This is a genomic window from Natronospira proteinivora (assembly GCF_024170465.1).
GTDB lineage: Bacteria > Pseudomonadota > Gammaproteobacteria > Natronospirales > Natronospiraceae > Natronospira > Natronospira proteinivora.
Window position 1 is genome coordinate 173,642 of sequence record NZ_JALJYF010000001.1, and the last position, 21,287, is coordinate 194,928.

18 protein-coding genes are annotated in these 21,287 nt (G+C 62.5%); 15 read left to right on the forward strand and 3 right to left on the reverse strand.

Going from position 1 to position 21,287, the window contains the following annotated elements; all coding sequences use genetic code 11:
* Nucleotides 1-97: 97 nt before the first annotated feature.
* Both pgi and J2T60_RS00850 read left to right on the forward strand, forming a co-directional pair.
* On the forward strand, nt 98-1,732 hold the full coding sequence (pgi, locus tag J2T60_RS00845) for a glucose-6-phosphate isomerase (RefSeq protein ID WP_253444083.1): 1,635 nt from the start codon (nt 98-100) through the stop codon (nt 1,730-1,732).
* Nucleotides 1,729-2,466 carry a hypothetical protein gene (locus J2T60_RS00850; protein WP_253444086.1) on the forward strand — a complete coding sequence of 246 codons (738 nt, stop codon included), beginning with the start codon at nt 1,729-1,731 and terminating at the stop codon, nt 2,464-2,466. Before pgi ends, J2T60_RS00850 begins: the two co-directional genes overlap by 4 nt.
* Before the next feature lie 16 nt (nt 2,467-2,482).
* Here J2T60_RS00850 and J2T60_RS00855 read toward each other — a convergent pair whose 3' ends face one another.
* Both J2T60_RS00855 and queG read right to left on the reverse strand, forming a co-directional pair.
* A complete protein-coding gene (locus J2T60_RS00855) occupies nt 2,483-3,571 on the reverse strand; it encodes an outer membrane protein assembly factor BamB family protein (protein WP_253444089.1) in 1,089 nt (362 codons plus the stop codon).
* Nucleotides 3,568-4,671 (reverse strand): tRNA epoxyqueuosine(34) reductase QueG, encoded by a 1,104-nt coding sequence (gene queG / locus J2T60_RS00860; RefSeq protein WP_253444093.1) that lies wholly within the window; start codon nt 4,669-4,671, stop codon nt 3,568-3,570. Before queG ends, J2T60_RS00855 begins: the two co-directional genes overlap by 4 nt.
* A gap of 100 nt (nt 4,672-4,771) precedes the next feature.
* Here queG and J2T60_RS00865 point away from each other — a divergent pair, with 100 nt between their 5' ends.
* From J2T60_RS00865 to J2T60_RS00915, 11 genes are all read left to right on the forward strand, one after another.
* Nucleotides 4,772-6,277, forward strand: a complete 1,506-nt coding sequence (locus J2T60_RS00865) for an NAD(P)H-hydrate dehydratase (RefSeq protein WP_253444096.1) — start codon at nt 4,772-4,774, stop codon at nt 6,275-6,277.
* Nucleotides 6,274-6,774 (forward strand): tRNA (adenosine(37)-N6)-threonylcarbamoyltransferase complex ATPase subunit type 1 TsaE, encoded by a 501-nt coding sequence (gene tsaE / locus J2T60_RS00870; RefSeq protein WP_253444099.1) that lies wholly within the window; start codon nt 6,274-6,276, stop codon nt 6,772-6,774. Before J2T60_RS00865 ends, tsaE begins: the two co-directional genes overlap by 4 nt.
* Nucleotides 6,775-6,922: 148 nt before the next feature.
* Nucleotides 6,923-8,239 carry an N-acetylmuramoyl-L-alanine amidase gene (locus tag J2T60_RS00875; RefSeq protein WP_253444102.1) on the forward strand — a complete coding sequence of 439 codons (1,317 nt, stop codon included), beginning with the start codon at nt 6,923-6,925 and terminating at the stop codon, nt 8,237-8,239.
* 91 nt (nt 8,240-8,330) lie between these two features.
* On the forward strand, nt 8,331-10,190 hold the full coding sequence (mutL, locus tag J2T60_RS00880; RefSeq protein WP_253444105.1) for a DNA mismatch repair endonuclease MutL: 1,860 nt from the start codon (nt 8,331-8,333) through the stop codon (nt 10,188-10,190).
* 33 nt (nt 10,191-10,223) lie between these two features.
* Nucleotides 10,224-11,135, forward strand: coding sequence for a tRNA (adenosine(37)-N6)-dimethylallyltransferase MiaA (miaA, locus tag J2T60_RS00885; protein WP_253447516.1), 912 nt, complete (start codon nt 10,224-10,226; stop codon nt 11,133-11,135).
* 152 nt (nt 11,136-11,287) lie between these two features.
* Nucleotides 11,288-11,536, forward strand: a complete 249-nt coding sequence (hfq, locus tag J2T60_RS00890; protein WP_253444108.1) for an RNA chaperone Hfq — start codon at nt 11,288-11,290, stop codon at nt 11,534-11,536.
* A 74-nt stretch (nt 11,537-11,610) separates the two neighbouring features.
* The gene (hflX, locus tag J2T60_RS00895; protein WP_253444111.1) at nt 11,611-12,915 is read left to right on the forward strand and encodes a ribosome rescue GTPase HflX; all 1,305 of its coding nucleotides are present in this window, start codon (nt 11,611-11,613) and stop codon (nt 12,913-12,915) included.
* Between the two features lie 142 nt (nt 12,916-13,057).
* Nucleotides 13,058-14,503: an FtsH protease activity modulator HflK gene (gene hflK / locus J2T60_RS00900; protein WP_253444113.1), complete on the forward strand. Its 1,446-nt coding sequence runs from the start codon at nt 13,058-13,060 to the stop codon at nt 14,501-14,503.
* Nucleotides 14,500-15,378, forward strand: a complete 879-nt coding sequence (gene hflC, locus J2T60_RS00905; RefSeq protein WP_253444115.1) for a protease modulator HflC — start codon at nt 14,500-14,502, stop codon at nt 15,376-15,378. Before hflK ends, hflC begins: the two co-directional genes overlap by 4 nt.
* Nucleotides 15,379-15,499: 121 nt before the next feature.
* Nucleotides 15,500-16,687 carry an ATP phosphoribosyltransferase regulatory subunit gene (locus tag J2T60_RS00910; protein WP_253444117.1) on the forward strand — a complete coding sequence of 396 codons (1,188 nt, stop codon included), beginning with the start codon at nt 15,500-15,502 and terminating at the stop codon, nt 16,685-16,687.
* 52 nt (nt 16,688-16,739) lie between these two features.
* Nucleotides 16,740-18,032, forward strand: a complete 1,293-nt coding sequence (locus tag J2T60_RS00915; RefSeq protein ID WP_253444119.1) for an adenylosuccinate synthase — start codon at nt 16,740-16,742, stop codon at nt 18,030-18,032.
* A 74-nt stretch (nt 18,033-18,106) separates the two neighbouring features.
* Here the strand turns inward: J2T60_RS00915 and rpsT are convergent, their stop codons facing one another.
* On the reverse strand, nt 18,107-18,373 hold the full coding sequence (rpsT, locus tag J2T60_RS00920; RefSeq protein ID WP_253444121.1) for a 30S ribosomal protein S20: 267 nt from the start codon (nt 18,371-18,373) through the stop codon (nt 18,107-18,109).
* A gap of 388 nt (nt 18,374-18,761) precedes the next feature.
* Here rpsT and murJ point away from each other — a divergent pair, with 388 nt between their 5' ends.
* Together murJ and J2T60_RS00930 are read left to right on the forward strand one after the other, a co-directional pair.
* Nucleotides 18,762-20,306 carry a murein biosynthesis integral membrane protein MurJ gene (murJ, locus tag J2T60_RS00925; protein ID WP_253444123.1) on the forward strand — a complete coding sequence of 515 codons (1,545 nt, stop codon included), beginning with the start codon at nt 18,762-18,764 and terminating at the stop codon, nt 20,304-20,306.
* Between the two features lie 44 nt (nt 20,307-20,350).
* Nucleotides 20,351-21,280 (forward strand): bifunctional riboflavin kinase/FAD synthetase, encoded by a 930-nt coding sequence (locus J2T60_RS00930; RefSeq protein ID WP_253444125.1) that lies wholly within the window; start codon nt 20,351-20,353, stop codon nt 21,278-21,280.
* The last annotated feature ends 7 nt before the right edge of the window (nt 21,281-21,287 follow it).

A 21,287-nucleotide genomic window follows, 5' to 3' on the forward strand; every position in this document is an offset into this window, starting at 1 on the left:
CTGCCCGCCGACAAAACAGCTGACATCGTAACTGCCGGGTTCTCCACCCGGCAGTTTTGTTTACGGGGCAGTGTGCCTGCTCCAGATTGGGGTTGATATGCAGGAAAAATGGGATGCCCTGCGCCGCCATTGGGAAGGCGCCCGTCTGAGTGAGCTTTTTGCCCGTGATCCGGACCGCGCTAAGCGCCATTGCGTGGAAGTGGCCGGGCTGCGAATCGACTGGTCCCGCCAGTTTCTGGATTCCACCACCCAACAGCAGCTTTTAGCCCTGGCCGGGGAATGCGGTTTCGGGGCCCAGCGCCAGGCCCTGTTCCAGGGCGAGGTGGTCAATGCCAGCGAAGGACGTGCCGCTTTGCATATGGCCCTGCGAGGGCCGGCGAATCGGGATTGGCGGGTTGCGGGGTCGTCGGTATCCCTGGCGGTGGAGGCCGAGCTGGCGCATATGGAGGCCTTCGTGGCGGCCGTGCACGCTGGCCAGGTGAAAGGTGCCACGGGGGCCCCGATCCGCGATGTAGTCAATATCGGTATCGGCGGCTCCCATCTGGGCCCTGAAATGCTGGCAACCGCCTTGCCCGCCGCGAAAAAAGCCCCGCGGCTGCATTTTCTGTCCAATGTGGACCCGGCCCAGTCCGAGCGTATTCTCGGCTCGCTGGATCCGGCAGAGACCCTGTTCATTGTGGTGTCCAAGAGCTTTACCAGCCGGGAAACAATGATCAATGCTGGCGAGGCCCGGGGATGGATTGCCCGCGCCCTGGGTGAGACGGCGGTGGTGGATCACTTCGCGGCGGTGTCCACCAATGAGGACAAAGTCCGGGCATTCGGTATTTGTGCCGAACGCCAGTTCCGCTTCTGGGATTGGGTAGGTGGTCGCTACTCCCTGTGGTCCAGCGCCGGTCTGGCGGCCGCGGTCCATCTCGGCATGCCCCGCTTTCATGAGCTGCTGGACGGAGCGGCGGCCATGGACCGGCATTTTGAATCCGCGCCGGATGCCGAGAATGCGCCCCTGATGATGGGCCTGCTGGATCTGCAGTCCATCATGGCCTTCGGCTGGCCGGCCTGGGCGGTGGTGCCCTATGCTGATTCCCTGCGTCTGCTGCCGGACTACTTCCAGCAGCTGGTGATGGAGAGCAATGGCAAGGGCGTAACGCAAACGGGGGGCGCCCTGATCCGGCAAAGCGGCCCCCTGCTGCTGGGTGGGATTGGAACGGATGCCCAGCATGCCTTTTTTCAGTTGCTGCACCAGGGGCCGCTGCCGGTGCCGGTGGATTTTATTGCTGCCGCCCGATCCGGCAGTCAGAATGAATCCGCCACCCGCCGTCACCAAGTGCTGTTGGCCAATTGTCTCGCACAGGCGCAGGCGCTGGCCGAAGGTCGCTCCGAGGCCGCGGTCAGACAGGCGATGGAGCAGGCCGGCCTGGATGCTGCTACCATCAAAAGTCTTGCGCCCCAGAAGCGTTTTCCGGGAAATAGGCCCAGTAATTTATTGCTGATGCGCGAGCTATGCCCCCAATCCCTGGGTGCCTTGATCGCCCTGTATGAGCATCGGGTATTCGTCCAGGCTTGTCTGCTGGGGATTAACCCCTTCGATCAGATGGGGGTGGAGTTGGGCAAACAGTTGGCCAGAGAGATGGAAAAACGGCTTGGAGCGGAGGGCCGAGAAGGATCAGGGGATTCAGCTGTGGCCGAGACCATCACCTGGTTGCAACAGCAATGGAGGGAGCAGACATCGTGAGCCAGGGGCCTGATCTCGCCTATCTTATCGCCGTTGGCCACCGCCGTTATCGCATGGCGGCCCGGGCGGCGGTGGAGAGCTTGTTGGGGCCGGGTGGTTTCGATGGTGATGTGGTGCTCTTCTCGGACCGCCCCATGCGGGTGCCGGAAGGCGTTCGGCTGGTGACAGTGAGCGATCCGGTGATGCTGGCCCAACCCAAACGCCTGAAATTCCAGATTGGCCGTTATGTGGATTTGGCCGGCTATCGGCATGTGATGTTTTTTGATGCCGATTTGGTCAGTCGTGGTCCGGTTCTCGAGCGGGTGGCGGAACCTTTGGCCGAAGGCGCGTTGATCTGCACCGATGACATTGAGCAGACCGTGGATCAAGGCCTGTGCTGCCGTTGCCTGAGCGAGGAAGAGTTAAAAATCCACGGTGGAAGTAGCCTGGGGGTGAATAGCGGCTTTTTCGCGGCCCGGGGTGAGCTGATTCAGGATTATCTCTCCACTTGGGAGGCGCTGGTGGATGCTTGCTCGGACCGGCCGGGTCCGGGCTTTGACCAACCGGGTCTCAATGCCGCCATGTTACGGGCGGAGCTGCCGGTCTGTGTGGTCCGTGGATTGATGTGGTTTCCCCGCCGCGACCCGGACCAGCGGCTTTGTCTGTCCGATGCGCCCCTGGTGCATTTTCATGGGGCTGGTCGCCGCTGGGGGCGCACCTTTCGCATGCGGGCTTTCGCCCGTCAGCTGGCTTGAGGGCGAGCAAAGCGGACTAGGGTCGCAGGGCATAGACGTTTCCCGAGCGGGTGGCGATATAGAGATGTTCGCCACGGGGCAGGGGCGAGGCGGAAATGGCCCCCTCTCCCTGCCAGCGCCAGAGTACAGCGCCATCACTGCGGGCAAGTGCGGTGACACCGCCGTCATGATCGGCAATGATCACCGAGCGACGGGTCAGGCTGGGCCCGGCGGTGATCCATTCCTCACTGACCCGGCGCTGCCAGACACGCAGTCCCAGATCCTCCCGCAGGGCATAGACCCGCCCGCTGCGATCGGCGACATAGACCTGGTCACCGTCAAATGCGGCCGGCGCAGAGACGGGCTCTTCGGTTTCGAATTTCCAGTTCTCTACTCCCACGCTCAGAAACAGGGAATGGGTCTGGCCGTCCATGACTCCCAGATAGCCGAATTGCCCCGCTGCCGCCAGGCCGCCATACACCGCATCACCTACCTGAAATTCCCAACGTTCCTCGCCGGACATCAGATCCAGGCCCGCCACCTTGCCCCGGCTGGTGCCGACAAATACCCGGCTATTGAGCTCGGCCGCAGCTGCATTGATGGAGCCATCCAGCTCCGTGGTCCAGAAGCGGTAGCCATCGGTCGGATCCAGCAGGCTGACCCGTCCACGGCCATCGGCGCTGACCAGTCCCAGATGAGTGGATTGCAGCCCGGCAGCGTAGGCGGCGTCGGATTGATCGCGCCAGCGACGCTCACCGTTGCCCAGTGACACGGCATGAATGCCACCGCCCATGTCGGCGAAATAGACGGTATCGCCGTGGACCACCGGTGCCCCGCGTACGGCCCCATCCCCCTGGTAACGCCAGTTGATGTCCCCGTCCCGGCGATTCAGGGCAATGAGTTCGCCGCCTTCGGTGCCAAAGATAAGCTGATCTGATGTGGTCGCCATGCCGCCGCGAATGGGGGATTCGGCCTGAAAATGCCAGTCGGTATCGGGGCGCTCGACAAAACCTCGCTGGGAGAACTGTCCAATGCGGCTGCTGTCGGCTCGATCGTGAACCGGACCACTGCTGCCGCAGGCCGTGAGCAGGGCCGTGAACAGGAACGCAATTAGGAAACGAATCACCGGGTGCTTCCCCCTTCTTGTCGATGGTCATGCTGGGCGAGTGCCCAGCGCACATGTTCCCGAACCAGGGCGGAAGGGTGATCCCGGCGACGGTTCAGGGCTTGGATGACATTGGGTCGGCTGGGTGCATTGCCCAGTGCGACCGCGATATTGCGAAGCCAGCGTTCATGGCCGATTCGCCGTATGGGGCTGCCGGCCAGACGATCCAGAAAGTCCTGTTCGCTCCAGTCGAACAGGGCCACCAGTTCGGGCGTGTCCAGCTCATGTCGGGGCGAGAAGTCCACCTCCTCGCTGTTTTGGGCAAATTTATTCCAGGGGCAGACCAGTTGGCAATCATCACAGCCATAGATGCGGTTGCCCATGGCCCGGCGATAGCGTTCCGGGATGGGGCCGTCATGCTCGATGGTGAGGTAGGAGATGCACTTTCGGGCATCCAGGCGGTAGGGGCCGGTAATGGCCCCGGTAGGGCAGGCATCGATGCAGCGACGACAGCTGCCGCAGTGATCCTGGCCGGCCTCGTCCACCGGCAGGGGCAGATCCGTGTAAAGCTCCCCCAGAAAGAACCAGGACCCGGCCTGCTGGTGGAGCAGATTGGTGTGTTTGCCCTGCCATCCCAGGCCGGCCTTGGCCGCCAGGGGTTTTTCCATGACCGGGGCGCTGTCCACCAGTGCCCGGTAGCCGAATTCCCCCACTTCCGACTGGATTTTTTCAGCCAGCTTCTGCAGGCGTTTGCGCATCAACTTGTGATAATCCCGGCCCAGGGCATAGCGGGAGACAAAGGCCTTCTCGCCGTCGGCCATGACCGACCAGCTGTCGGCCACCTCGGCCGGGCGGTAGTCCAGTCGTACCGAGATCACTCGCAGGGTTCCGGGCACCAAGTCCTCCGGCCGGCTGCGTTTGTTCCCGTGTCGGGCCATCCATTCCATGGTGCCGTGGCGATCGGAAGCCAGCCACTGCTGCAGGCGGTGTTCCTGTCCCTGCAAGTCGGTGTCCGTGATGCCCACTGCCTGAAAGCCCAGGGCGAGCCCCCAGCCCCGAATGCGTTCGGCCAGGGCCTGATAATCCACCGGATGGTCACTTTGTTGGCTGTGCGCATTCATGGTTGGAATATTGTCTCATTAACCGTTGTTCCTGTGGCGCTTATCGGGCCAGTCAGGCCGGGCAGGGACAAGTACGCTCTGGGCCCGTATAATTTCAGCCATGACTCAAGTACCCGAACAGGCCCTTTATACCGCCGCCCAGGTTCGCGAACTGGACCGTCTGGCCATAGAGGAAGCCGGCATCGGTGGCTATCCCCTGATGTGTCGTGCTGGAGAGGCCGCTTTCCAGCGCCTGCGCTTCTTCTGGCCCGGCGGCAGTGGTCGACTGTTGGTGTTGACTGGGCCCGGCAACAATGGGGGCGATGGTTATGTGATTGCCCGCCTGGCCCTGGAAGCCGGATTGATGGTCAGTCTGATACCGGCCGGCGATCCGGAAAAACTGAAGGGGGATGCCGCCCGGGCTCGCTCCGATTGGCTGGCCGCCGGTGGTGAGGAATTTCGCTTCGAGGGGCGTTTGCCCGAAGACACCGGCTTGATCGTGGACGCCCTGCTGGGCACTGGGCTGACCCGCGCGCCGGAAGGCCTGATTGCCGAGTTGATTGAGCTCGCCAACAGTCATCCGGCCCCGGTATTCGCCGTGGATTGCCCCACGGGGCTGGATGCCGATGGTGGCCAGATTCTGGGAACGGCCATGCAGGCGGCCCACACCTCCACCTTTGTGGGCCGCAAACAGGGTTTGTATACCGGTCAGGCACGGGCTGTCACCGGTCGCATCCATTTCGAACGCCTCGCGGTGCCCGATTCGGTCTATCAGGGCACCACGCCGTCGGCCTTTCTGATTGAGCGCCGCGAAGTGGCGGAGATGTTGCCGCCCCGACAGTCCACCGCTCACAAGGGGCAGCACGGGCATGTGGTGGTGATGGGGGGAGATCACGGCATGGGCGGGGCGGCCTTGCTGGCGGCGGAGTCGGCCTTGCGTGGCGGCGCCGGCCGGGTCAGCCTGCTCACCCGGCCGGGGCATGTGTCGGCCGCCTTGAGTCGTGCGCCGTCTCTGCTGGTGCGAGGTATTCGCCGCCCCGGCCAGGCGCGTCCGCTGCTGGCCGACGCCGATGTCATTGTGCTCGGACCCGGCCTTGGCCAATCCCGCTGGGGACGCGGGCTTTGGCGGCTGGCCCTGGAGAGTGGCCGGGCCCTGGTGCTGGATGCCGATGCCCTCAATTTGAGTGCCGGCCAGACAGATCCGCTGCCGCCTGGTTCAGTGATCACTCCGCACCCCGGCGAAGCCGCCCGTCTGATGGGTTGCAGCATCCCCGAGCTTGAGCGCAATCGCTTTGATAGCGCCACGGCGCTGGCGGGGCGCTGGCGGGCGACGGTGATTCTCAAGGGCGCCGGCAGCCTGGTGGCGGCTCCTGACTGGCCGCTTCGTGTTTGTGATGCCGGCAATGCCGGCATGGCGGTGGCCGGCATGGGGGATGTCCTGGCCGGCTTGGTGGGTGCCCTGCGTGCCCAGGGACTGGAGGCGCGAGAAGCCGCCACGGCCGCGGTCTGGCTGCATGCGGCCGCCGGCGATCTGGCGGCCCGTGAACTGGGCCCCCGTGGGCTTCAGCCCATGGACTTGTTCGCACCCATCATGCGATTGGCCAATCCCCCCGAGGCCCGGCGATGAACTGGAACCTGCCGGATGAATCCGCCAGCCAGTATTTCGGCGCTGCCCTGGCCCGGGCAATGATGGATAGTGATCCCCGCGCCGGCGCGGTGATATGGCTGCAGGGCGATCTGGGGGCCGGGAAGACCTTTCTGGTTCGTGCATTATTGCGAGCTTTGGGCGAAACCGGGCCGGTACGCAGTCCCACCTATACCCTGATGGAACCCTATGAGTTGGCCGGCCGGTGCATCTGGCATATGGATCTGTATCGCCTGGCCGATCCCGAAGAGCTGGAGTTTCTCGGGATTCGCGAACTGGATGAATCGGATCAGTTTCTGCTGGTGGAATGGCCCGAGCGGGGCCGGGATTACTTGCCGGCCCCGGATCTCAAGCTCCAGATGCAGCACCGCGATGCGGGGCGGGCCGTGGCGGCGACGGCCTCCAGTCCACGGGGTCAGCAGTTACTGGACCGTTTGCGGGTCGAGCAAGAGGCGAGTGGAACAGGCGCCCCAGGCTGAAGTATCATGGCAAGAAGTCCTCGTATCTCGCTATATTTTCTGAAAAAACTTGATTTTATCCCCCCCTGTTGTATACATTCACCCTAGAACAGCCCTTTTCCAATGCGACCGGCGCATTGAAACCCCGCCGGCAAGGGAGTGGCCCACAATGCGTTCCGCTCTGACATTCCTTCTCTTGATCCTGGTCCTGTTTGCACCCAACCCGGTGCAGGCAACGGATGTGGAAGGGGTTCGTCTGTGGGATTCGCCGGAACGCACCCGGGTGGTTTTCGATCTCAGCGGCCCGGTGGAGCATCGCCTGTTCAGCCTTTCCGAGCCGGATCGAATTGTTATTGATTTGAGCGATGCCCGCCTGGCCGATGGTTTCCGGCCGGATGGGGATGGGGTGGTGGAAAGTATCCGCAGCGGTACTCGCGAGGAGAATGATCTTCGCGTGGTGCTGGATCTGGCCGAGGAGGCCCGGCCACGCAGTTTCGTGGTGGAGCCCAATGAACAGTATGGGCACCGCCTGGTGGTGGATCTGGATCGGGTTCAGGGGCAGGAACGGGCCCGGGAGGCGGTTCGCCAGTTGCCAAGCGGAGAGGATCGGCCGGTGGTGATCGCCATTGATCCCGGCCATGGCGGCGAAGACCCGGGCGCCATCGGTCCCCAGGGGACCCGGGAGAAGGACGTGGTGATGCAGATCGCCCGCCGCCTGGAGCGCTTGCTGGAGGAAGAGCCGGGCATGGAACCCTTTATGATCCGTACCGGGGATTATTTTGTCTCTCTCCGTGATCGGGTTCAGCGAGCGCGGGATGCCGAGGCGGATCTGTTTGTCTCCATTCATGCCGATGCTTTCAAGGACCCCCGGGCCCGCGGTGCGTCGGTGTACACCCTCTCGGAACAGGGCGCCAGTCACGAAGCTGCCCAATGGTTGGCGGACCGGGAGAACTCGGCGGACTTGATTGGCGGGGTGAAACTTTCGGACAAGGATGACACCGTGGCCTCGGTGCTCATGGATCTCTCCCAGTCGGCTTCCATCAGTGCGAGTCTGGAACTGGGGGACAGAATGGTGCAGCAGATGAGCGGCAATCTGAGAATGCACAAGCGCGAGGTGATGCAGGCTGGCTTTGCCGTGCTCAAGGCGCCGGATATTCCCTCCATCCTGGTGGAGAGCGCTTTCATTTCCAATCCCCAGGAGGAGCAGCTGCTGAATCAACAGGAATACCAGGAGAATGTGGCCCGCTACATGCTGAAAGGGGTTCGGGATTATTTCTGGGAGAACCCAGTGCCGGGTACCCGAATAGCCCAGATGGTTCGTGATGGCGACAGCGCCGAGCGGGAGCATCGCATTAGCCGGGGCGAGACCCTCTCCGCCATCGCACGCAAGTATGATGTCAGCGTACAGAAGATCCGTCAGGCCAATAGCCTTAACGGCGACCAGATTCGTGTTGGTCAGGTCCTCCGGATTCCCACTTCCAGCTAGCTCCCTTGCTCCTGAAATCTGATCAGGCCCTGTCAGGAGATGGCAGGGCCGTTACAATGGCGTTTTCTGGTCACGGTTTCAGGGACATGCCATGAGCGCCACCGAACCCCGCATTAATCCACATCGCCCCATCCGGGCCTTGCCGCCTCAGCTGGTCAATCAGATTGCTGCCGGTGAAGTGGTGGAGCGCCCGGCCTCGGTGGCCAAGGAGTTGCTGGAGAATAGCCTGGATGCCGGCGCCCGGCGGATTACCATCGAAGTAGAGCAGGGCGGGGTGAAGCTGCTGCGGGTTCGGGACGATGGTCGGGGTATTCCGGCCTCGGATTTGCCCCTGGCGGTCAGCAGCCACGCCACCAGCAAACTCCAGGATCAAGCGGATCTGGAACGGGTGGCGACCCTGGGTTTTCGTGGCGAGGCCCTGGCCAGTATTGCCTCGGTGGCGCGGGTGAAGATTCGCTCTCTGGCCGAAGGGGCCGAGCAGGCCCATGAGTTGGCCGGGGATGGGCAGGGCGGCTGGGAAGGCCCACTGCCCACCGCCCACCCGCAGGGCACCACCGTGGAAGTGCGGGAGCTGTTTTTTAATACGCCGGGGCGGCGCAAGTTTCTGCGGACCGAGCGGACCGAGTTTGGTCATCTGGAGACCGTGGTCCGTCGCATTGGGCTCAGTCGCAATGATGTGGAGCTGCGTCTGATTCATAACGGTAAGCCGGTCTTTACCCTCCCGGCCGGTGAGGATCAAGGCGTTCGCGAGCGCCGGGTGGGGGCGCTCTGCGGTCAGCCTTTCCTGGAAGACAGCCTCTATATTGAACACAGTGGTGCGGGGCTCAGCCTTCACGGTTGGGTGGCCCGGCCCAGCTTCTCCCGCAGTCAGCCGGATCTGCAGCATTTCTTTGTCAACGGGCGCATGGTCCGGGATCGTCTGGTGGCCCATGCCATTCGCCAGGCCTATCGGGATGTGCTCTTTGGCCAACGTCATCCAGCCTATGTGCTGCACTTGTCTTTGGATCCGGCCCTGGTGGATGTCAACGCCCATCCCCAGAAGCATGAAGTGCGGTTCCGGGAGCAGCGCCTGGTCCATGATTTTCTCTTTCGAACCCTGCATGAAGCCCTGGCCCAGACGCGTGCCGGCGCGGATCCCGCTGTTTCAGGTGAAGCGGACAGCCGGGCGCCTGATGCCTTGCCCGGTCTGGCGCACTCCCCGGGGCAGTTTCAATCCGAGCCGGTTCCGCGCCAGGGCGGGCTGGGCCTGCCAACGGGCGGTGGTCGTGGTAGCAGTAGCAGCCTGAGCCCCGGGCGAACCGCCTACCCGGAACCGCCGCCCTTTGAGCACAGCCACCGCATTCAGGAGCCGGAAGACGGGGCGGAGGTACCGCCCCTGGGTTTTGCCCTGGCTCAGCTGCACGGGGTGTATATCCTGTCCCAGTCCGCCGAGGGCCTGGTGGTGGTGGACATGCACGCCGCCCATGAGCGTATCGTCTATGAACGCATGAAGCGGGAGTTTGACCAGGGTGCGGTCCAGAGCCAGCCCCTGCTGGTGCCAGTGGAGCTGCCGGTCTCGGAGCGGGAAGCGGATTTGGCGGAGGAAGGCGCGGCGGAGTTTGCCGGCCTGGGTCTGGAAGTAAGTCGGGTGGGGCCGGAAAAGCTCATGATCCGCCAGGTGCCGGTTCATCTTCGCGGCAGCGACCCCATCCAGCTTCTGCGGGATCTGCTTTCGGACCTGTCGGTTCACGGGCGGACCGCTCGTCTGAGGGAAAGTGTAGACGAGGTGCTATCCACCATGGCCTGCCATGGTTCGGTGCGGGCCAATCGCCGTCTGACGGTGGAAGAGATGAATACCTTGCTGCGGGACATGGAGCGGACCGACCGCAGTGGTCAGTGTAATCACGGGCGTCCCACCTGGTTCCGACTCAGCATGGACGAGCTGGACAAGCTTTTCCTGCGGGGGCAGTAAGCTGTGTCCGACGCTTTGCCAGTGGTCTGTCTCATGGGACCAACCGCCAGTGGCAAGACCGATATCGCCGTGGACCTGACGGCGCGCTGGCCCTTTGAGATCATCAGTGTGGATTCGGCCATGGTCTACAAGGGTATGGATATCGGCACCGCCAAGCCGGATGCCGATACCCTGACCCGGGCACCCCACCGCCTGATTGATTTTCTGGATCCGGCCGAACCGTATTCTGCTGCCCGTTTTCGTGACGATGCCATGGCGGCCATTGACGAGATTCATGCCACTGGTCGTATCCCCCTGCTGGTGGGGGGCACCATGCTCTACTACCGGGCCCTGCTCCAGGGCCTGTCCGATTTGCCGGATGCCGATCCCACCATCCGGGCCCGCCTGGAGGCGGAAGCGGAAGTGGAGGGCTGGGAGGCCTTGCACCGGCGTTTGGTAGCAGTGGATCCGGCAGCCGCCCGGCGCATTCATCCCAACGACCCGCAACGGATTCAGCGGGCCTTGGAAGTGCATGCATTGACCGGACGCCCCATGACGGAACTTCAACAGGGGCGGAAGGCTCCAAATCTCCCCTGGCCGGTATGGCGGATCGGATTGATGCCGGCCCAGCGGACTTGGCTGCATGCCCGGATTGCCCGCCGTTTCGAGGCCATGATGGCCGCCGGTCTGGAAGCGGAAGTGGAGGCACTGATGGTCCGGGGGGATTTGCACCTGGGCCTGCCGGCGCTAAGGGCGGTGGGCTATCGACAGGTCTGGGAATACCTGGCGGGGGAATACGATCGCGACGAAGCTCAGCGCCGCGGGATTGTCGCCACTCGCCAGCTGGCCAAGCGCCAGATTACCTGGATGCGCTCGGAGCCGGCCTTGACCGTGATCGAGTGTGATCGGCCCGCTGTGGCGGATCGGGTGCGGCGCACGGTTGCCGAGCACCTGGGTGGGCTGTGATAGACTTTGCTTGTTGCCTGTGGGTGGGACGAGAACAGACAATGTGGATGCATTCGCGCGCCGCACCCGACACCATTACAGTGCTCGAGCCAGCGTACTGGCCGGGCCTTCTGGCCAACACACTATAAAAAGCGCTTGAAGGAGCAGAGAAAATGGCCAAGGGGCAATCGCTTCAGGAACCGTTCCTAAATACACTACGCAAGGAAAAGATTCCCGTCTCCATCTATCTGGTGAATGGGATCAAGCTGCAGGGACAGATCGATTCCTTTGATCAGTTTGTGATTCTCTTGCGGAACAGCATCAACCAGATGGTTTACAAGCATGCCATCTCTACTATTGTGCCTGCTCGCAATGTGCGCATGGGTCCTGATGATCCGACGGAAACCCAGTCGGGTGAATGAGTCGGACAGCGTTCAGCTTGATCATTGCGGGCTTTGGCCAGCCGGGGTGCCGATCATGCGCCTGATACCCGCCCATGTTTGATCGTCCGGAAGCCGGCCATCGGGCTCTGATCGTTCATGTGGATTTGGGCCCCAGTGCGGATACAGATGACCTGTCCGAATTCCGGGAGCTGGCCGCATCGGCGGGGGCCGAGGTACTGGAAACCTTGACTCATTCCCGTTCCCGGCCGGACCCACGTTATTTCGTGGGTGGCGGCAAGGCGGAGGAAATGGCCGAGGCTGTGGCCTTTCACGAGGCAGATCTGGTGCTGGTCAATCACCACCTCTCCCCCAGTCAGGAACGGAATCTGGAAGCCAAGCTCAAGACCCGGGTGCTGGACAGAACCGGTCTGATTCTGGACATCTTCGCCCAGCGGGCCCAGACCCATGAGGGCAAGTTGCAGGTGGAGCTGGCCCAGCTGAATCATCTGTCCACCCGCCTGGTTCGGGGCTGGACCCACCTGGAAAGACAGAAGGGCGGGATCGGCCTGCGCGGCCCGGGTGAGACCCAGCTGGAAATGGACCGGCGCCTGATCGGGCAACGGATCAAACAGGTCTCGCGGCGCCTGGAAAAGGTGCGCAAGCAGCGGGACCAGGGCCGACAGGGCCGACAACGGCGGGAAGTCACTACTGCCTCCCTGGTGGGTTATACCAACGCCGGCAAATCCACTCTGTTCAATAGGCTGACCGAGGCGGAGGTGTATCAGGCGGATCAGCTATTCGCCACCCTGGATCCCACCCTCCGACATTTGCCGGTCCCCGGCGGTTCGGAAACCGTGATTGCCGATACAGTGGGCTTTATTCGGCATCTGCCCCACGATTTGGTGGCCGCCTTCCGCTCCACCTTGCAGGAGACCCGGGATGCCGATCTGCTCTTGCACGTGATCGATGCAGCGGATCCGGAACGCAATGACCGCATTGAGACCGTCAACGAGGTCCTGCGGGAAATTGGTGCTCAAAATGTGCCCCAATTGCTGGTTTACAACAAGATCGACCTGACCGAATTCGAGCCTGGTATTGAACGGGATGATGACGGTGACATCGTATCGGTACGCGTCTCGGCCCTGTCCGGGGCGGGGCTGGATCTATTGCGGTCGGCAGTGGCCGAGCGGCTTGCCGGGCGGGAACTGGCCGGCTGGATCGTGTTGGCGCCGGCCCAGGGCTGGCTGCGGGCGCGGCTCTATGCCCTGGATGCGGTCAAGGACGAACAGACGGGTGAATCTGGAGAGGTCCATCTTTACGTTCGCCTGTCCGATGAGGTCTACCAGCGCCTGGCCCGGGAGGCGGATCTGCCCCGGCCGGAGCCGGAAAAACCTATGCCGTCGGTCGCCCAGCACTGATCGAGATTGGGTCGGTAATTGGGTCAGTGGCGAGGAAAAAGGCCGACTTCGCTTGCCCGCCTATGGGCGCCCTCCGTAGAATAGGCTTTTTGCCCCGGGCATCACGCCCGGGGTCTGTTGTGTTATCCGAGGACTGGCATCAATGGCTTGGAATGAACCGGGTAAGAATCGTGACCCCTGGGGCGGCAGCGGCAATGGCTCCGGCAATAACGGCGGTGACCGTGGCCGGGGCGATCAGGGCCCGCCTGATCTGGACGAGGTCTTTCGCAATCTGAAGGACAAGCTCTTCGGCGGCGGTGGTGGCCGCAGCGGTCGTAGCGGCGGCGGTGGTGCCGGACAGGGGCCTAGCGCGGCCATGGTGGGTATGATTGCCGGCGCCCTGCTGGTGGTCTGGCTGCTGTCGGGCTTTTATACCGTGGATGATGCTGAACGCGGCGTGGTTCTGAGGGTGGGGGGCTATGAGCGCACCGAAGGCCCGGGTCTGCACTGGCGGATTCCCTGGCCGGTGGAATCGGTGGAAAAGGTCAACGTCAATGAGATCCGCCGCTTCAACTACCGCTCCCGGATGCTTACCAAGGACGAGAACATCGTCGATGTGGATGTGAACGTTCAGTACAAGGTGGGTGATTCCGGCCCTCTGAGTGAATTGGCCGCCCGTCTGCTGGAGTCAGCTGATGTGGAAGACGGTGAGGTTCGCGTTGAGGATGTGGAAGAGTTGGAAGAAGTGGAGCCGGAAGCCGTCGATGATGACGAAATCCAGTTCGACTTTGACGATGAAGAGTTGACCGGTAGCGACATGGCCTGTGTCTACCAGTACCCGGATTACGATAACGGCGGCGAAGAAGCCGAGTTGGCCTCCGAGGCCACCGGGCCCCAGGATGTCGCCGAACCGGCGCACAATTATCTGTTCAATGTGGCGCGCCCGGACGAAACCCTCAACGAGGTGACCGAGAGTGCCGTGCGTGAGGTGGTGGGTAACACCGTCATGGGCTGCATCCTGATTGGTGAGGGCCGGACTTTTCTGGAACTGTCCACCCGCTTGTCGGTGCAGGAAACACTGAACCGCTATGGTGCGGGCATCGAGATCACCCAGGTCAACGTGCAGGATGTAAACTTCCCCGAGCCGGTTCAGCCCGCCGTGGAGGATGCCATCAAGGCGCGTGAGGATCGGGAACGCCTGATGTTGGAAGCCGAAGCCTATCGAAATGATGTGGTGCCACGGGCTCGCGGTGCGGCCGCACGCGAAATTGAAGAGGCCCGAGGTTATCGGGCCCGGGTGGTGGATCGTTCCGAGGGTGATGCCTCCCGCTTTACCCAACTGGTGGCCGAGTATGAACTGGCCCCGGAAGTGACCCGGGAACGCCTCTACCTGGAAGCCATGGAGGAAATCCTCGGCCGTACGCCGAAGATCCTCATCGATTCCAGCGAAGGCAGCAACAACCTGTTGTATCTGCCCATGGATAAACTATTGGAAAAACATCGCGTGAACGATAGTGACAACGGCTCCAGCGATAGCGACAGCCGTTCCAGCGAACGGGAGCAACCCAATCTGAGAGACGGCCTGCGTAGCCGGGGAGGTCGCCGATGAACCGTTGGCTGGTACCGATACTGATCGTCCTGGGCCTGCTTGCCATACTGGCCTACAACAGTATTTTCATCGTGGATGAGCGTGAGGCCGTTGTGAAGCTGCGCTTCGGTGAAATGGTTCAGGAAAACTATGAACCGGGGCTGCATTTCAAGCTGCCCTTCGCCGACCGGGTGCTCAAGTTCGAGCGCCGGATCATTACCCTGGATCATCGTCCGGAGCGTTTCCTGACCCAGGAACGCAAGAATGTGCTGGTGGATTTCTTCGTCAAGTGGCGGATCGAAGATGCCGGTGATTTCTACCGGGCCACGCGTGGGGACATGGCTCAGGCCCGGGAGCGGATGCTTGAAATCTCCCGAGCCGGTATTCGTAATGAGTTTGCTCGCCGCCAGGTGGAGGATGTGATTGCTGCCGAGCGCATGGAAATGATGCGCCTGATGGTGGATCGTGGCCGGGATGCGGCTTCCGAACTGGGGGTCAGCATTGTGGACTTCCGCATCAAGCAGATCGAGCTACCCGATGACGTGACCCAGTCGGTATTCGACCGGATGGTCAACGAGCGCCGCCGGGATGCCACACTGCTGCGCGCCCAGGGTGAAGAAGGTGCCGAGCGGATTCGTGCTGACGCCGACCGTCAGCGGGAAGAGATTCTGGCCGATGCCTATCGGCGGGCTGAGGAAATCCGTGGTGACGGTGATGCTCGTGCCACCGAAATTTATGCCACCGCCTATGAGGTGGACCGGGAGTTCTTCTCCTTCTACCGAAGCCTGACTGCCTATCAGCGGGCTCTTGGCCAGGAAGGCAAGGACATCATGGTCCTGGAGCCGGAAGGCGAATTCTTCCGCTACTTCAAGGAAATGATTCCGGAAACCCAATAAGCAACTTGCCGACACCACCCGGGCTGGCCCCGGGTGGTGTGTCCGGCTTTCCCGCGCATCGCCGGGATACGGTTCACACACCCAACCGGGCTCAAGCCTGGGCTAATCCTGGAATCTCGTCATGACCGCCACTGAACGCTGGTTACTGCCTGCCGGTGTCGAGGAAATTCTGCCGCCCCGTGCCTGGCGACTGGATGCCCTTCGGCGTCGCCTGCTGGATCTCTATTGGTCCTGGGGCTACGACCTGATGTTTCCGCCCTTCATCGAGTATCTGGAATCCCTGCTCACCGGCGTGGCTCATGATCTGGACTTGCAGACCTTCAAGGTCATGGATCAGATGAGTGGTCGGCTGATGGGGATCCGGGCTGACATGACCCCCCAGGCGGCCCGGATCGATGCCCATGTGATCAATCGGGATGGGCCCTCCCGCCTCTGCTATCTGGGTACCGTTCTGAGAGCCCGGCCGGAAGGGGTATCCACTTCCCGCAGCCCGCTGCAGGTGGGAGCCGAGCTCTTTGGTCATGAAGGTGAGGCCAGTGATGTGGAAGTGGTGTCTCTGATGCTGGAGACTCTGCGAACAGCGGGTGCCCGCAATCTGACCCTGGACTTGGGGCATGTAGCGGTTTACCGCAGCCTGGCCGCCCAGGCGGGTCTGGATGGCGAAGTGGAGCGGGAACTGTTCGACATTCTGCGTCGTAAGGCCGTCCAGGAGTATCAGCGGGCCTTGGCCGGTCTTGATCTGAGCGAGGCCCATCGGCAGCGGCTAGCCAGCCTGGTTGACCTGCATGGCGGTCCGGAAGTGCTGGATCGGGCCCGGGAAGAACTGGACGGCTCCGGTGCCACTGTGGAGGTGGCCCTGGATCGGCTGAGCAATGTGGCTGATCGCGTTCAGGGACAATACCCCGAACTCCAGCTGCATTTCGATCTCGCTGAGCTGCACAGTTACCACTACGAGAACGGGCTGGTGTTTGGCGCCTTTCATCCTGGTCAGGGCCAGGCCCTGGCCAGGGGCGGGCGGTATGATGGCATCGGCGAGGTCTTTGGCCGGGCACGTCCGGCCACCGGGTTCAGCGCCGACCTCAAGGGTCTGCTGGAATGTGGCGATGACGGGGGCGTGGACCATCGTCAAGGTGGCATTTTTGCACCGGCCGACGACGATCCGGATCTGGCCGAGGCCATTGATCGCCTCCGCGAGTCCGGCGAGCGGGTGGTGCAATCCCTGCCGGGTGCGAAGCAAAGCCCCGAGGAATGCAACTGCGATCGTGTCCTGCAACGTCAAGCCAAGGCCTGGATCGTGACCACCGTCTGAACGGCGCATCGTTGTGACTTTAATTCATGCTGATCAAGAAGCGGGAAGACTGATGGGAAAGAACGTTATCGTGGTGGGAACCCAGTGGGGTGATGAAGGCAAGGGCAAGGTGGTGGATCTCCTCACCGACCGTGTCTCCGTGGTGGCCCGTTTCCAGGGAGGGCACAATGCCGGCCATACCCTGGTGATTGACGGCAAGAAGACCGTCCTTCATCTGATTCCTTCCGGCATCCTGCGGGAGAATGTGACCTGCGTGATCGGCAACGGCGTGGTGTTGCACCCGGAAGCTCTGTTGGAAGAGATCAATACCCTGGAAAATGAAGGTGTTCCCGCCCGGGAGCGGCTGCGCATCAGTCCGGCCTGTGCCCTGATCCTGCCCTCCCATGTGGCCCTGGATCAGGCCCGTGAGCGGGCCCGGGGCGCTCGGGCCATCGGCACCACCGGGCGGGGCATCGGTCCGGCCTATGAGGACAAGGTGGCTCGTCGAGCCTTGCGGGTGTCGGATCTTTTCCATCGTGAACGGTTTGCTGCCAAGCTCGGTGAGGTGCTGGATTATCACAACTTCATCCTCCAGCACTACTATGGTGGCGAGCCGGTGGCCTTTCAGCCGGTCATGGACCAGTATCTGAAAATGGCGGAGATTCTCGAGCCCATGGTCACGGATGTGACTGACTTGCTCAGCGCGGCTCACGTGGCCGGCCAGAACGGGCTATATGAAGGTGCGCAAGGCTCCCTTTTGGATATCGATCTGGGTACTTATCCCTTCGTGACTTCCTCCAATACTACCGCCGGCGGTGCTGCTACGGGTACTGGTCTGGGACCGCGTTATTTCGATTATGTGCTTGGCATCGTCAAGGCCTATACCACTCGAGTGGGTGCCGGCCCCTTTCCCACAGAGCTGTCCGACGAGATGGGCCAGCACTTGGCCAGGCGCGGTCACGAATTCGGTGCTACCACCGGCCGCCCGCGCCGCTGTGGCTGGTTCGATGCCGTCTCCCTTAAGCGATCGGCCATCAACAACAGCATCTCCGGGCTTTGTATCACCAAGCTGGATGTACTCGACGGTCTCGAAAACCTGCGCATCTGCGTGGGCTACAAGACCGAGCACGGGGAACGCTCCACGCCCCCGGTGGGCGCCGAAGGCTTCGACGAATGCGAGCCCATCTATGTAGAAATGCCCGGCTGGCAGGAAAGCACTGTGGGTGTGACTCGCATGGAAGACCTGCCCGAAGCCGCCCGAAACTATCTGGACAAGCTCCAGGAGCTGGTGGGCGTGCCCATCGACATCATCTCCACCGGGCCCGACCGCACCGAAACCATCCTGCTGCGCCATCCCTTTGACTGATTTCCAGGTTAAGCGCGAAAAAAAGGCCGGTCATTTGACCGGCCTTTTTTTCGTTCGCTTAATCCAGGATTGGCTCAGGAAGCCATGTCCTTCAAACGGGTGTTGAGGCGGCTCTTATGGCGAGCAGCCTTGTTTTTGCTGATCATGCCCTTGGTGGACATGCGATCGAGATAGGGCACGGCAGCCTTGTAGGCTTCTTCGGCCTTGGCCTTGTCCCCAGCCTCGATGGCATTGATCACCTTTTTCAGGCCGGAACGCATACGCGAACGCATGCTGGCATTATGCTGGCGGCGCTCTTCGGCCTGACGGGCGCGTTTCTTTGCGGACTTGATGTTAGCCAAGACTAGCTCCTGATTACTTTAACTGACGCTGCAAAAGGCCTCCGCGCCCGGGCGCGAGGGACCATGTCCGGTGACAGCCGGACGGAAAGCCGCGTATGATGCGGAAAAAGCGGCCTCTTGTCAAGATTACCCAATGGGTGATCTTGACAAGAGGCCGCGTGAACAGTGAACAGTTCCCAGTGAACAGGGGCTGGCCGCCGCCAGCGGCCGCTCAAAAATCAAGAATAAGGGTGTTTAACTTGTTGACTGAGAAAGAAAAAGGAAAGCACCTTCCCAAGGAACGGATTAGCGGACAGCTCGGAATCGGGGTGAGGCCCCTGAATTGTTGGGCCCTGCTCGCCTCGTACGGTTTCCGTGGGGTGTTTCACTCTACCCGCGGAGGCTGCGGATGAGTCTGCTGCGCTCCACCGGGCTGGTTGGGAGCATGACGCTCCTCTCCCGTGTACTGGGATTCCTGCGGGATGTGGTCTTCGCCCGGGTATTCGGGGCAGGGCCGGTGATGGACGCCTTCATCGTCGCCTTCAAGATCCCCAATTTCATGCGCCGTCTATTCGCCGAGGGGGGCTTCTCCCAGGCCTTCGTGCCGGTGCTGGGGGAGTACCGGAGTAAGCAGGATCATGCCCAGGTCCAAGCCCTGGTGGATCGGGTGGCCGGTGTGCTGGGCGGGGTGCTGGCCCTGATTACGCTGCTGGGCGTTATCGCCGCCCCCTTGCTGATCTGGGTTTTCGCGCCCGGCTTTGATGGCGACGACGGGCGTCGCGAGCTGGCCGTGGCCATGCTCCGCTGGACCTTTCCCTATCTGCTGTTCATCTCCCTGGTGTCCCTGGCCGCCGGTATTCTCAATACCTACAACCGTTTCGGCGTCCCGGCCTTCACGCCGGTTTTGCTCAACCTGGTCTTGATTGGGGCGGCCATCTGGGGAGCGCCGTATTTTGCCGAGCCGGGAATGGCTTTGGCCGTGGGGGTCTTCGGGGCGGGCCTGGTGCAGTTGCTTTTCCAGATTCCCTTTCTCAAGCAACTGCGCCTGCTGCCGCGTCCCCGCTGGGACCGCCAGCACGAAGGGGTGCGCCGCATCATGCGATTGATGGCCCCGGCGGTGTTCGGTTCCTCGGTGGCCCAGATCAATCTGCTGATCGATACCATCATCGCCTCCTTTTTGATCACTGGGAGCGTGAGCTGGCTGTATTATTCCGACCGCCTGATGGAATTTCCCCTGGGGGTGTTTGGGATTGCCCTGGGAACGGTGATCCTGCCCGGACTCAGTGCCCGTCATGCCGAGCAGGACCATCAGGCCTTTTCCGACACCCTGGACTGGGCCCTGCGGCTGGTATGGCTGGTGGCGGTGCCGGCCGCGGTGGGGCTGCTCTGTCTCGCCGGGCCCATGCTGGCCACCTTGTTCCAATACGGGGCCTTCAGCGACCGGGATGTGGAAATGGCCAGCTACAGTCTGATGGCCTATGCCATGGGGCTGGTTGGGTTTACCCTGGTCAAGGTGCTGGCGCCGGGCTATTTCGCCCGTCAGGACACGGTGACGCCGGTGAAGGCCGGGGTGGTGTCGATGGTCTGCAATATCGCCCTGAACGCCGCCATCGTGATCCCCATGGTGATGACCGGGTTCATCGCCCCCCACATGGGGCTGGCCCTGGCCACCTCAATGGCGGCCTTCATCAACGCCGGCCTGCTGTTTGCCGGTCTCATGCGGCGCGGTATCTACCGTCCCCGGGCCGGCTGGCGGGGCCTGTTTGTGCGGGGGCTGCTGGCGAATCTGGCCATGGCCGGGGTGGTGGTTTGGCTGGCCGGCTCCCTGGATGCCTGGCTGGCGGCCTCGGTGATGACCCGGGTGCTGGATCTGGCGGTGGCCATTGCCGTGGGCGGTGGGGTCTATGCGGTGACCCTTTTGCTGATGGGGCTGCGGCCCCGGCACGTGGCCTGAGCGGCTGATATAATGCCGCGTTTTGCCACCGGGGGCTTGTCACCGTGCGCCTGATCCGCGGACGCCACAACCTGCATCGGACCCTGAAAGGCGGGGCGGTGACCATTGGCAATTTCGATGGGCTTCATCGGGGGCACCAGGCCATGCTGGAACGGGCGCGAAAGGCCGTGAACCAGCGGCTCTTGACGGTGGTGAGCTTCGAGCCCCGGCCCTTGGATTTTTTTCTGGCCGACAAGGCGCCCTTGCGGGTGGCGGGCTTTCGGGACAAATGCGAACGACTGGCCCAAGCTGGCGTGGACCAGTTCGTGGTGCTGCGTTTTGACAGTGCCCTGGCCGCCATGGCGCCGGATCGCTTTGAGCGCGAGATACTGGCCCAGGGCCTGGCACCGGAATACGTCCTCATTGGCGATGATTTTCGCTATGGTCACAAGCGGGCCGGTGATGCGGACTCCCTGGCCCGGGCCGGCGGCCAGTTGGGTTTTCGCCTGGATTGCATGCCCACGGTGGCCGAGCAGGGCCTGAGAATCTCCAGTACGCGGATTCGCGAATGCCTGGAGGCCGGCGATCTCAAGGGGGCCGCGACCTTGCTGGGCTATCCGCCGGCGGTGACCGCGCGGGTCCGGCATGGTCGTCGCCTGGGCCGAAGCCTGGGCTATCCCACGGCCAACCTGGCCGTTCACGAACAGCTGGCGGCCCGTGACGGGGTCTATGTGGTGACCGTTTCGGGGCTGGGTGATCAGGCCCTGCCGGCGATTGCCAGCCTGGGCCGACGGCCCACGGTGGAGGGGCGTCGCCGCCTGCTGGAAGTCCATCTCTTTGATTGGGCCGGGGATCTGTACGGACGGCATTTGCGGGTGAATCTGCTGCATCACCTGCGGGACGAAGAACGCTTCCAGGATCTGGACGCCCTCAGGGTCCAGATGGATGAAGACAGCCGCCAGGCACGCGCCTGGCTGGCCGAGAATTCACGATAAAGGCATC

Bases quoted from the DNA above. Each gene is read 5' to 3' on its own strand.
- pgi (WP_253444083.1), top strand. From the start codon at position 98: ATGCAGGAAAAATGGGATGCCCTGCGCCGCCATTGGGAAGGCGCCCGT.
- queG (WP_253444093.1), bottom strand. From the start codon at position 4,671: ATGAATGCGCACAGCCAACAAAGTGACCATCCGGTGGATTATCAGGCC.
- J2T60_RS00865 (WP_253444096.1), top strand. From the start codon at position 4,772: ATGACTCAAGTACCCGAACAGGCCCTTTATACCGCCGCCCAGGTTCGC.
- tsaE (WP_253444099.1), top strand. From the start codon at position 6,274: ATGAACTGGAACCTGCCGGATGAATCCGCCAGCCAGTATTTCGGCGCT.
- J2T60_RS00875 (WP_253444102.1), top strand. From the start codon at position 6,923: ATGCGTTCCGCTCTGACATTCCTTCTCTTGATCCTGGTCCTGTTTGCA.
- mutL (WP_253444105.1), top strand. From the start codon at position 8,331: ATGAGCGCCACCGAACCCCGCATTAATCCACATCGCCCCATCCGGGCC.
- miaA (WP_253447516.1), top strand. From the start codon at position 10,224: ATGGGACCAACCGCCAGTGGCAAGACCGATATCGCCGTGGACCTGACG.
- hfq (WP_253444108.1), top strand. From the start codon at position 11,288: ATGGCCAAGGGGCAATCGCTTCAGGAACCGTTCCTAAATACACTACGC.
- hflX (WP_253444111.1), top strand. From the start codon at position 11,611: ATGTTTGATCGTCCGGAAGCCGGCCATCGGGCTCTGATCGTTCATGTG.
- hflK (WP_253444113.1), top strand. From the start codon at position 13,058: ATGGCTTGGAATGAACCGGGTAAGAATCGTGACCCCTGGGGCGGCAGC.
- hflC (WP_253444115.1), top strand. From the start codon at position 14,500: ATGAACCGTTGGCTGGTACCGATACTGATCGTCCTGGGCCTGCTTGCC.
- J2T60_RS00910 (WP_253444117.1), top strand. From the start codon at position 15,500: ATGACCGCCACTGAACGCTGGTTACTGCCTGCCGGTGTCGAGGAAATT.
- J2T60_RS00915 (WP_253444119.1), top strand. From the start codon at position 16,740: ATGGGAAAGAACGTTATCGTGGTGGGAACCCAGTGGGGTGATGAAGGC.
- murJ (WP_253444123.1), top strand. From the start codon at position 18,762: ATGAGTCTGCTGCGCTCCACCGGGCTGGTTGGGAGCATGACGCTCCTC.